This window comes from Pedobacter sp. (assembly GCF_041662865.1).
Taxonomy (GTDB): domain Bacteria; phylum Bacteroidota; class Bacteroidia; order Sphingobacteriales; family Sphingobacteriaceae; genus Pedobacter.
In genome coordinates this window covers 1-11,962 of sequence record NZ_JBAZRL010000036.1, presented here as the reverse complement: position 1 = coordinate 11,962, position 11,962 = coordinate 1, and the positions used below count along the sequence as shown (strand labels likewise).

Genomic DNA, 11,962 nt, shown 5'->3' with positions numbered 1-11,962 from the left:
ACAAATAGTTGTTGTTTTATTTCACATTTATCTCATCAAAAAAAGTGTGTGCTTTGCCACCAGCTCCTTCATGCCAAGAAGGGAGTGTTCCATAGTTTTTGGCGATAATTTTAATATAACGGCCTTGTGAATTCACTTTGGTAGTTAATTCCTTAATTTGAATAGTATAATCTTTTGCATCAGCAGGAGCTTTAACAGTTCCAATTAATTTAAAATTCATATCATTTCCAGCTATGTAAAACTCTGTTTCTGATGGAAAAATAATCCACGCTTGTGTATCTTGTAAAGCACCAACACTTACTGAATTTACGTTTTGCTCTTTGCCCAAATCTAAAATCCCTTCAAAATCTATACCCCAGAAACCTTGCCAACGATTACCCACTCTCCAGTTTATAGTTCCTCTAACGCCATCAATAAGGGCATCATTTCCACCACCAGTAAAACTTTTATTAATCTCGCTATTAATCTTAATGGTAAAGTTATTTGTGATTTTCTTATAAACTGCCTCACTTACATAACTTGTTTTAAAACCTTTTTTATAAGCAATTGCTTGAATACTCACATCTTTATTGATACTAAAAGGCGCAATGTATTTTATTGAATTCAGGTTTGGTATTGAACCATCTAATGTGTAGTAAATGTCTGTATTTGGTAGGGCAGAAGTAATATTTATTTCAGCTTTGTCTTTAAAAGTTTCTTGTGGACCCTCAATAATTGGATTTGGAACAATTAAGTTTTCTCTAATTTTCATTACAGGTTTCTGTAAACTATTTAGATATTTCATAACCGGAGTAGCCGATAAAGCAAAGTTTAAATTCGCTCCATTTGATAAATCACTAAAATTTAAGAACAGTTTATTGTATGCTTTTCCATTTAAAGAAATGCCTTTTAGGTAATAATTTGCAGCAGTTTTAGCAGGAGCAGAGATAATGATTTTTTTGCCGTTCTCTAAACTAATCGTCATTTTTTTAAACCATGGTGTGCCGATATTGTACATATTGTTTCCTGGGGAAACTGGGTAAATCCCCATCGCACTCATGACTAACCAAGCACTCATCTGACCACAATCTTCATTTCCAGCTAGACCATCAGGTTGATCATGGTATTGCTCATTCATGATTTTATTAATGTAATATTGCGTTTTCTCTGGATGAGAAGTGAAATTGAATAGATAAGCCATGTGATGACTTGGTTCATTTCCATGCGCATATTGTCCTATCAAACCAGTAATATCACTTTGATCTCGACCTGTTAAACCTTGTTTTGTGGTAAATAATTCGTCCAATTTTTCTTGATACACTTTTTCTCCACCCATCAAATCCATATGTCCATTTACATCTTGCTGAGTGCTAAAACTATAATGCCAAGAGTTCCCTTCAGTATAATTATTATTTACTTCCGTCGGATTAAAAGGTTTCCACCAACCCCCATTATTTCTAGCTCTAATATGTCCAGTTGAAGGATCATAAACATTTTTCCAATTCTGCGCTCTGGTGATGTAAGTTTGATAGTCAGCTTCTGATCCAATCATTTTTGCAAATTGTGCCACACACCAATCATCATATGCATATTCTACAGTTTTTGATGCGCTTTCATGCTCAAAATCTGCCATTACAGCTCCATGTTTTGCGTATGCATCAATTCCAAATTGATTACGATTAACTGCATGTTTCATTGCTTCTAAAGCCAATTTGGCGTCATAACCTCTAATTCCTTTGGCGTAAGCATCTGTTATCACAGGAATAGCGTGATTGCCGATCATACAGAAAGTTTCATCATTTGCTAAAGGCCAAATAGGTAATAATCCGCTTTCCTTGTGCATGGCTAAAAACGTTTTGATGAAATCTAACGTTCGTTTCCTATCAATTAAAGTTAATAGAGGGTTTTCTGTTCTATAGGTATCCCATAAGGAGAAAACACTGTAATATTCGAAGTCTTTTGTAATGTGTACTTTTTTGTCCAAACCACGATATTTACCATCAACATCCATATATAAATTCGGATTAAGTAAACTATGGTATAATGCTGTATAAAAAGTAGTTAATTGTTTTTTATTTGTGCTTTCTGCATCAATTTTTGAAAGTGCTTTATTCCATGTAGTTTTAGCTTTGGCTAACGTTTTTCCAAAATCAAAACCATCTTTTTCACTATTTAAATTTTTTAATGCACCAGCATCATCAACTGCAGAAATGGCTACTTGAGATAATACACTTTCCTGATCAGCTGTTTCAAATTGAATGTAGACTTTTAGATTTGTGCCCTTTGCTTTTTTTAATCCTGGTTGAACTTCATCATTAATAGCAATGCCATACGATTTGAAAGGTTTATTGTATCTAACATGGAAATATAATTCTTGCCCTTTTGCCCATGAACTTGATTTTCTGTATCCTTTAATTTCTCTATCATTTACAATTTCTACCCAACTATCTAAAACTTTATCGCGATGCTTCAAATCAATAATTATATTGGATTCATTAGATTTTGGATAAGTGAATTTATACAAACCAGCTCTTTTTGTTGTCGTGATTTCCGCTTTAATCTGATATTTATCTAAAAAAGTGCTGTAATATCCCGGGCTTGCTTTTTCATTTTTCTTTTGAAAAGGAGAGGCGTATTGTTTATTTATAAATTGTGGCTTGCCAATTGTAGGCATAAATAAAAAATCGCAATAATCTTCAATACCTGTTCCGCTTAAGTGAGTTTGGGAAAATCCATAGATGATATTGTCCGTATAATGATAGCCTGAGCAGCCATCCCAGCCATCTAATCGAGTATCTGGTCCAGGTTGTATCATACCAAAAGGAAGTGCGGGTCCAGGATAAGTATGACCATGTCCCCCAGTTCCTATAAATGGATTAACATATTGATTATAGTCTTTTTTTGTTTGTGCAAAAGCAAAATTTGCTCCTATTAAAAAAAGTAGAATTAACTTCGAAAATTTCATTTAGATTAGTTTGTAGTTGATTTTGGTTCAAGCTTTTTCATTCTAGAGAATGGATAACCATTGCATCCTTTTTTAGGATTTTGCCTATCTACATAAGCGGTTTGTTCAGCAATACTGTCTGTTGCTGCATCATAAACTGTTAAACAGAAACCCCATCTCCAAGGTTCCATCTCTGTAAAAGTTATGTAGTCTATTCGGGTATATTTATTACCATCTGTTTTGTTAGCAATATCATTTTTAGCAACCAGGTATTGTTTCTCAGTATTCCATTTAATAATGTGATATTTCGAAGTCGGATTTTGAACCCAAAGCGTGTCATTTATCGAATATGTAATTCCGTAATCGTCTATAAAATTGCCTAAAGCAAATTCAGGAGCTTTTGTTTTGGTAGTTTGAGCTTGAACTGATAAAGCTAAAACCAGAAAGAATAAAGTGATTTTTATTGTTTTCATGAGTTTGCTTTTAATTTTTCTACCATTTGGTTTACTAAATTGGATGATGTTTGTTCATATAGATATTCATCACCTTCATAACTCATTTTACTGATTTGGTTTCGGTATTCCATTTTACTAGCTATTTTTACTCTAGCGGACGAATGAAAAACTGTAGCACCGGTTTTTTCTTTTATTTCTAAGATATTTTCAGAATTAATTCCTGCCCCAGGCATGATTTCTATCCTTCCATTAGCTTGATTTACTAATTTAGCTAAGGTTTCAATGCCTTTAAGTGCATTTTCCTTTCCTCCAGATGATAGAACACGCACAAAACCTAAATCAATTAAATCTTCCAGTGCTTTTTCCAGATCATTGCTCATATCAAAAGCACGATGAAAGGCAATTGGCATTGGATGAGCTAATTCAATTAATTCCGCACACCGATTTTTATCAACTTCTCCATTAGCCAAAAGGATTCCAGTTACAACCCCATCGCAATTCAAAATTTTACAGATTTTGATGTCTTCTTTCATTAATTCAAATTCATCATCACTGTATAAAAAATCTCCACCGCGTGGACGGATAATTGGCCAGATTTGAATATTTAGTCTTTCTTTACACAATTTGATTTGAGCATAGCTTGGTGTTGTGCCACCTTCTGACATATTTTCGCATAGTTCAACACGAATTGCACCGCCATTTTCTGCAGCTAAAGCCGATGCAAAAGAGTTGGCGCAGGCTTCTAATCCTAGGTTTTCCATTCGCTAGTAATAGCTTTTTCCTTTGATAACTAAATCTTGTTTTTGGCTATCGCAAACAGCATAACTAAATCCTTTTTGAATAGCATATGCTCCATATTCACCTTTTTTATTCATTGCTAAAAAGCCAACTTGTATGTTTTTTGCAGTTTCTGGTTTCTTTTTAATGATACGCATTACAGCCTCTTTACATGCATCTTCTGGACTGTAACCTTGACGCATTAATTCTACTACTAAAAAAGAACCTACATTTCTTACTACTTCTTCTCCAACACCTGTTGATGTTGCACCACCAATTTCATTATCAATGTATAAACCAGCTCCAATAATTGGACTATCTCCAATTCGACCATGTAGTTTATAAGCCATTCCACTTGTTGTGCAAGCGCCCGAAAGATTTCCTTTAAAATCCATAGCAATCATTCCGATAGTATCGTGATTGTACTGATTACCTGGTAGTTTTTGAGGCGCTGCTTTATCGTATAATTTATTTTCTACATTAATAGCCGGCTCATATTTAGCAGTTTTAAGCCATTCTTTCCATGCTTTTTCGCTTGCAGGTGTTAATAAATTCTCTTTTTTAAAACCTTGTTCTAACGCAAATTGTAAATCCCCATCGCCCGCTAACATTACATGAGGCGTTTTTTCCATCACTTTACGAGCCACAGAAATAGGGTGTTTAATGTGTTCTAATGCTAAAACAGCACCACAATTCCCTAATTCATCCATTATACAAGCATCCAATGTTACTTTTCCATCACGATCTGGCAAACCTCCATAACCAACAGATTGGTTAGATTCATCAGCTTCTGGAACCCAAACACCTTGCTCAACCGCATCTAAGGCATTACCATTTTTACTTAAAACTTTCCAGGCATCAGCATTTGCTGCTACTCCAAAGTCCCATGTAGAAATTACGATTGGCTTATTTACAGTATTAGATGTGTTCTTTGGTAAAACTTCTGCAATACTATTTTTATTTACGGCAAGCAAACCAGCAGATAAGGCAGATGCTTTAATAAATTTTCTTCTATTGAACATAATTGATGCTAAATTTTAACCTATGGTAAAGTTATCTGCGTCTTTTAAAAATGGAAATTGTCGACGTATTTTTTCTAAATCAGGATAATTGATACTAAATGTATATAAATCTTCATCTTCTGGTTTGTAATAGACAGTGTTTCCATAAGGATCAATACACATAGAATGGCCACTGTGGTACACCTGATTTCCGTCGTGACCAACTCGGTTTACCGCAACTACATAGCTTTGGTTTTCTACAGCACGAGCATGAATTAAGGTGCGCCAATGTGAAGACCTTTTATCTGGCCAGCTGGCCACAAGTAATAAAATATCGTATTCGGCATTTTTGTTGCGCAACCATACAGGAAAACGTAAATCGTAACAAATCGCTAATCTTATTTTCCAGCCTTTAAGTTCAACTATTAGTTGTTTTTTTCCGGCAGTATAATTTTCATCCTCATCTCCTAATCCAAATAAATGATGTTTATCATAAAATTGATATTCGCCAGTTGGCAACATCCAAATCATTCGATTATAAAACTTGCCCTTTTCTTTAATAATTAAACTTCCAGTAATAGCGCAATCGTAGTTTTCTGCGGTTTTTCGAAGCCATTGAATTGTTTTACCATCCATTTCTTCAGCCATTTCCTCGGCCTTCATGGTAAAACCAGTGTTAAACATCTCAGGTAAAACAATTAAATCTGTTTTTTCACGAACTCCACTAGATATTCGCAAAGAGATATTCTGTAAGTTTTTATCAATGTTCTCCCAAAACAAATACGCCTGGAAAACTGTAATTTTTAGGTTTTGAATGTTTAAGTATTGTGGACTTTCCATTTTATAATTCTTTAGGATCAGAAAATTATATTTTTAATAGTCTTTCAACGGCTTTTTCTAAGGTATCTTGTTCTTTTGCAAAACAAAAACGTAATATCTTATCGTCTGTGGATTTAGTGTAAAACGCAGAAGCAGGTATTCCGGCTACGCCAAAATCTGTCACTAATCGTTTAGCCATATCAGTATCTTTTTCATCGCTTATGGCACTATAGCTTACACATTGAAAATAAGAACCTTTACAAGGTAATAATTTAAATTTAGTCTCACTTAAAAGAGACCTAAATAAATCTCTTTTTTGTTGAAAAAAAGAGGATAAACTTTGATAAACATTTTCACTTTTTAAGTAGTTAGCTACGCCAAGCTGCATGGGTGTGTTTACACTAAAAACATTAAATTGATGGATCTTTCTAAACTCAGTCATTAGTTTAGTAGGTGCTAAGCAATAACCTAATTTCCAGCCTGTAGTGTGTAGTAATTTTCCAAATGAAGCAATAATAAAACTGCGTTCTTGTAATTCTGGATATAAAGCAACGCTTTGGTGCTGTTCTCCATCAAAGATGATATGCTCGTATACCTCATCACTTATGATTAAGATATCTGTATTCTTTGTTAATTTAATTAAAGCTTCGATATCAGCTTTGCTTAAGATGCTGCCAGATGGATTGTGTGGACTATTCAGAATAATCATTCTGGTATTTGCGGTAAAAAGCTTTTTTACCATTTCCCAATCTATCGAATAATTGGGAGCATGAAGCTCAAAGGGCTTAACTAAGCCACCTAATAATTTTACAGTAGGTGAATAGCAATCGTAAGCAGGTTCAAAAATAATTACCTCATCTCCAGGATTAATTATGGCTGCTAATGCAGTAAAAATAGCTTGAGTACCGCCAGCAGTAATAGTTACTTCCGTTTCTGGATGGTAATTAGCGTCATAAAATGTCGACATTTTTTCAGAAATCAACTCCCGTAGAATTGGTAAACCTTGCATTGGTGCATATTGGTTGTGACCATCTTTCATAGCATCGGCTACAAAATTTATCAATTTAGGATTAGTTGCGTAATCTGGAAAACCTTGAGAAAGGTTAATCGCATTGTGTTGTTGAGCTAATTTAGACATTACCGAAAATATGGTAGTGCCAACAGTTGGAAGTTTAGAATTAAGAAGTATCATGCATTACGAAATTAGCAATAATCCGATAAAGTTATAGCTATTCAATTTAAATGATACCTATTTATTGGTTTGCAGAAACTGATCGAATTCTATTTCTTCCGATAAGTAAACAAAATAATGCAATTAAAGCAGCGATTGTCATTACAGCTGGCATTGGCCAAACTACATCGGCTGCAAATAAACTAATTACTGCAGATGCTAGTGCACCTAAACCCATTTGCAAAGCTCCCATTAATGCAGATGCACTTCCAGCATTTTTACTGAAAGGAGCTAGGGCAAGTGCTGAAGCATTTGGATTGATAAAACCTAAGCAACCTAAAAATAAAGCGATAAAACCAATAGTGGTGTATAGATTTAACAAGTTATTTAATGCTGCAGATAAAAACAATATACTAAAAATACACTGCGCTATTAATGCCCAAAAAACAATTTTTTTACTCGTAAACCATTTTAAGATAATACTATTTACTTGACTGAATCCGATAAATGCCACGGATAGAAGTGCGAAAATCCAACCGTAACCAGTTTCACTTACTTGATATAAATCCATAAAAACCACAGGTGATGATGATACATACGCAAATAACCCACTAAAAGTGATGGCGCTTACCAAAGCATAAGTGTAAAAACCTGGTTCTTTAAGTACCAATAAGAAATTACTTAAAATAGGTTTGGGCTTTAAAGAATAAGTTGGGTCTGGTTTATAGCTTTCTGGTAACCACCAAATAGATGTTAGTAACATTAATAAAGCCATAAAACTTAAAAACACAAATACCGATTGCCAGCCTAAAGCAGCAATAAGATAACCACCAGCTGTTGGTGCTAACATTGGCGATACTGCGATAACCAACATCAAAGAAGCAAAAACTTTAGGACTTTCTTTTACTGTAAATAAATCTCTAACCATAGCTACGGATGCAACTGCCGTCGCACAACTTCCAATAGCTTGCACAAATCTTAATACAATCAATTGATCTATTGAAGTGACCAATAAACAGCCTAATGAAGATAATATATAAAGAATTAATCCGAAATATAAAGGCATTTTTCTTCCGAACTTATCTAATAATGGGCCATACAATAATTGACCAGCAGAAATACCGATAAAAAAGGTGGATAATGACAATGAGACATTTGGTACACCTGTTTTCAAATCTTTTGCAATTGCTTTAAAACCAGGCAAATACATATCTATGGAAAATGGACCTAAAGCAGCAAGCGATCCTAAAATTAGGATAAGATAAAATGATTTCGATTTAGCCATATGTGGGATTTAAGAGGCGCAAAGATGGTAATTTGAAAGTTTTTACTCGTCTAATGTTTGTCAAAAGAGAGATTAATTTTTGTTATTTGGCAGCGAATAGTCTAAAATTTCGTTTCTATCAAAATAGTTGTATTTTAGCTACATGACTTTTAAAACCAAAGAAAGCCGATTGCTACTTGTTCTAGGTGCATTTTTTGTGGCCAATGCAATTTTATCAGAATTTATTGGAGTGAAAATTTTCTCAGTTGAAGGCACATTAGGTATTCATAAATTTGATATTAATTTATTTGGTGTAAAAAATCTTTCCTTTAATATGTCTGCAGGTGTGTTAACCTGGCCAATTATTTTTATCATGACAGATATTATTAATGAATACTTTGGCGTAAAACAAGTTAGATTTTTATCTATTCTCACCTGTATTTTAATTGCTTTTGCATTTATAGTCGTTGGATTGGCTATGAAATTACAACCGTCAGATTTTTGGCTAATGCAAAAAATAGATGGGCAACAAATTAATATGTTAGTTGCTTTTGATGCAATTTTTGGACAAGGAATGTGGATTATCGTAGGTTCTATTACCGCATTTTTAATTGGTCAAATGGTAGATGTTTTGATTTTCCATCGAATTAAAAAGTTTACAGGAGAAAAAGCTTTATGGTTACGTGCTACTGGCTCTACTGTAATTTCTCAATTGATAGATAGTTTTGTAGTGATATTTATCGCTTTCTATTTGAACCCAACGTATCATTGGAGTTGGCAAATGGTTGCTGCCATTGGTCTAGTTGGTTATACCTATAAGTTTATCATCGCCTTAGCCATGACTCCAATTTTGTATTTAGTACACGGAATTATAGATAGTTATTTAGGAAAAGATTTAGCCCATAGAATGATAAAAATGGCTGGAAGAGGATAATATTCAGGTAAAACAAATAACTCACCACATTAATTACAACTCGACAAACAATGAACTAAAGAAATTGTTTATGGAGGGAAAACTATTAAAATGTACTATTACCTACTTTATTTCGGTGTTGCCAAAAACGATTTCACCGAAGAAGATTTTAACTTTTTACTTGAACAAGCCAGATCCAGAAATCATTACTTGGGTATAACTGGTAAACTTTTACATTGCGAAGGTGCTTTTATTCAATTATTAGAAGGCGTAGAAGTAGCTGTTAAAGAAGTCTATAATTCTATTTGTAATGATGAACGATTAATTGCGATTAAAAAAATTACTGAAGGCAATTGCGAAAAACGATATTACGCAGATTGGACTATGGAATTTAAGGATGTGAGCATTGAAGAAATAAATAAGATAGAGAATTGTAGCCATCCTAACGTTACAGCATATGTTAAAACTGCTTCAGCTGTAAAGCTTTTAAAGTTATTAGCAAAAAGCTAAAAACTTATTCTTTTTCAACACAAAAAATCAATACTGGTGTTATTATAATAGGTTAGATATTTACTTTCGAATATTTCATAGAAATATTTGTAATTAGATTGAAAAAAATAGCTTATAAATAAGATTTACTGACACTTAGATAGCAAAATAACCATATTTTTTTGTATCTTTGTGCAAATTTTTAAACATTAATGAAGATATTTATTACAGGCCTTCCTTTAGAAGTAGGGGAAGATGAATTAACAGCCGTATTTGGTGATTTCGGTCAAGTAAAATCACTTAGAATTATTAAGGACCGCGAAACTAATCAGAGCCGTGGCTTTGGTTTTGTAGAGATGCCTAATGATGAAGAAGCTAAAGAAGCTATCAAAAGAATGAACGGCGGAGATTACAACGGTAACAGAATTAAAGTTGCTGAAGCGCAAGAAAAACCAAACACTGGTGGTGGTAACGCAGGTGGTGGTTTTAAACGTAACAACAGCAGAGAACGTAGTTACTAAATGTAAATTCTTTTGGCTTAAAGTTTAATTTTGGCTAAATGATTTTTAAGGATTAATATTTCTTATGTGAAACTTAATTTCATAAGTTTCAACCTTATAAAAGCATTGCGGATTTTTTTCCGCAATTTTTTTATAACTGAATTTCAATAATTTATAACGATTTTGTTTGTTATCTGCTTTTAGGTGTGAATAAACTATTATTTATTATAAATTAGTAGCATGAAAGTTGATTATATCGCTTTATCAATACCAGTGTTTTTTATTCTTATAGGTATTGAATTGGGCTATGATTTTTATAAAAAATTAAAATATTATCGATTTAATGATAGTATTTCTAATTTAAGTCAAGGAATTGGTTCTCAAATAACAGGTTTGTTTATGAAAACGGCCTTGTTTTTTGGTTATAAATATATTTTTGAAAATTGGAGATTATTTGATTTACCTGATACGATTTGGACATGGATTATTCTTTTTATTGGCGTAGATTTTTTCTATTATTGGTTTCATAGAATGAGCCATCAAATTAATGCTCTATGGGCAGCACATATTGTTCATCATCAATCTGAAGAATATAATTTAACAGTCGCTTTACGTCAATCTTGGTTTCAGAGTTGGTTTTCTTGGGTGTTTTATCTTCCGTTAGCGTTAATAGGTTTTGATCCATTAATGTTTGTAACCCTAAGTGCTTTTAATACATTATATCAGTTTTGGATACACACTCGTACCATTAAAAGCTTGGGGTTTTTAGAGCACATCTTAAATACACCATCACATCATAGAGTTCATCATGGAACAAATCCAAAATATATTGATAAAAACCACGCCGGTTCTTTAATTATTTGGGATAAAATGTTTGGTACTTTTCAAAAAGAAGAGGAGGAAGTTTATTATGGGATTACAACGCCATTAGCAAGTTGGAATCCTGTTTGGGCAAACGTACATTATTGGGCTGAACTTTGGAATACTGCAAAGAAATCAGATGGTTTGTCTGATAAAATTAAAGTTTTCATAAAGCCTCCAGGGTGGTTTCCGACAAAATTAGGCGGATTTAAACCAGCTCCAGAAATTGATACACTTAATTATAAAAAATTTGATTCTAGTTATAGTAGGAACATCATTTTATACGTGTTAGTTCAATTTATTATTGCTTTAGTGGCTGGTTCAGCATTATTATTTTTATATTCTAAACTAGAAATGATACCAATTATTTGTGCTGCAACTTTTACAATTTTAACTTTATTAACGTGTGGTGCACTTTTAGAAAATAAGTCTTGGTTAAAACACTTTGAATTTGCTCGACTTATTTTAAGTCTTTTTGCGCTATACCTTTTTAGGGATATTGCTATTTTTAATACCCTTGTTATAAGTGTCCTTATTATCCAAATTAGCTCCTTAATTTGGTTTTATTATTTACAAAATTCTCTCTTTCATGTTCAAAAAACACCTTCAGTTTAGCTTTGCATTTTTCGTAATTTTCTTTTTCCAATTATTAGTCGAGACAGATCCAAAAAGCGCAAAATTGATATTAGCCAATTTTCATTATGCCATTAAGCCATTGATTACCATTTCTTTAATGATTTTCTTGGGCTATCATACTCAATTAAGAGGGAGGTTTGCTAAAAGGATATT

The 11,962-nt window shown here is 33.1% G+C and carries 11 protein-coding genes and 1 pseudogene; 5 read left to right on the top strand and 7 right to left on the bottom strand.

Annotated features, from left to right (window positions below):
- Positions 1-16 precede the first annotated feature (16 nt).
- From WC622_RS11995 to WC622_RS11965, 7 genes are all read right to left on the bottom strand, one after another.
- Positions 17-2,944 (bottom strand): GH92 family glycosyl hydrolase, encoded by a 2,928-nt coding sequence (locus tag WC622_RS11995; protein ID WP_372819934.1) that lies wholly within the window; start codon positions 2,942-2,944, stop codon positions 17-19.
- Between the two features lie 5 nt (positions 2,945-2,949).
- Positions 2,950-3,396 carry a hypothetical protein gene (locus WC622_RS11990; protein ID WP_372819933.1) on the bottom strand — a complete coding sequence of 149 codons (447 nt, stop codon included), beginning with the start codon at positions 3,394-3,396 and terminating at the stop codon, positions 2,950-2,952.
- Positions 3,393-4,139, bottom strand: coding sequence for a copper homeostasis protein CutC (locus WC622_RS11985; RefSeq protein WP_372819932.1), 747 nt, complete (start codon positions 4,137-4,139; stop codon positions 3,393-3,395). The genes WC622_RS11990 and WC622_RS11985 overlap by 4 nt, the downstream gene beginning before the upstream one ends.
- Positions 4,140-4,142: 3 nt before the next feature.
- Entirely contained in the window at positions 4,143-5,177 is a 1,035-nt protein-coding gene (locus WC622_RS11980) for a N(4)-(beta-N-acetylglucosaminyl)-L-asparaginase (protein WP_372819931.1), read from the bottom strand.
- A gap of 15 nt (positions 5,178-5,192) precedes the next feature.
- Positions 5,193-5,996 (bottom strand): nitrilase family protein, encoded by an 804-nt coding sequence (locus tag WC622_RS11975; RefSeq protein WP_372819930.1) that lies wholly within the window; start codon positions 5,994-5,996, stop codon positions 5,193-5,195.
- Positions 5,997-6,021: 25 nt separating this feature from the next.
- On the bottom strand, positions 6,022-7,167 hold the full coding sequence (locus tag WC622_RS11970; protein WP_372819929.1) for a methionine aminotransferase: 1,146 nt from the start codon (positions 7,165-7,167) through the stop codon (positions 6,022-6,024).
- Between the two features lie 61 nt (positions 7,168-7,228).
- Positions 7,229-8,431, bottom strand: coding sequence for a multidrug effflux MFS transporter (locus WC622_RS11965; RefSeq protein ID WP_372819928.1), 1,203 nt, complete (start codon positions 8,429-8,431; stop codon positions 7,229-7,231).
- Between the two features lie 142 nt (positions 8,432-8,573).
- On the opposite strand from WC622_RS11965, the gene WC622_RS11960 reads away from it, so the two are divergent.
- From WC622_RS11960 to WC622_RS11940, 5 genes and pseudogenes are all read left to right on the top strand, one after another.
- Positions 8,574-9,344, top strand: coding sequence for a queuosine precursor transporter (locus WC622_RS11960; RefSeq protein WP_372819927.1), 771 nt, complete (start codon positions 8,574-8,576; stop codon positions 9,342-9,344).
- A 90-nt stretch (positions 9,345-9,434) separates the two neighbouring features.
- On the top strand, positions 9,435-9,833 hold the full coding sequence (locus WC622_RS11955; RefSeq protein WP_372819926.1) for a BLUF domain-containing protein: 399 nt from the start codon (positions 9,435-9,437) through the stop codon (positions 9,831-9,833).
- A 191-nt stretch (positions 9,834-10,024) separates the two neighbouring features.
- On the top strand, positions 10,025-10,333 hold the full coding sequence (locus tag WC622_RS11950; protein WP_173268933.1) for an RNA-binding protein: 309 nt from the start codon (positions 10,025-10,027) through the stop codon (positions 10,331-10,333).
- 219 nt (positions 10,334-10,552) lie between these two features.
- The gene (locus WC622_RS11945; RefSeq protein WP_372819925.1) at positions 10,553-11,788 is read left to right on the top strand and encodes a sterol desaturase family protein; all 1,236 of its coding nucleotides are present in this window, start codon (positions 10,553-10,555) and stop codon (positions 11,786-11,788) included.
- Positions 11,763-11,962, top strand: a pseudogene (locus WC622_RS11940) (lysoplasmalogenase); the annotation flags it as partial. The gene WC622_RS11945 and the pseudogene WC622_RS11940, both read left to right, overlap by 26 nt.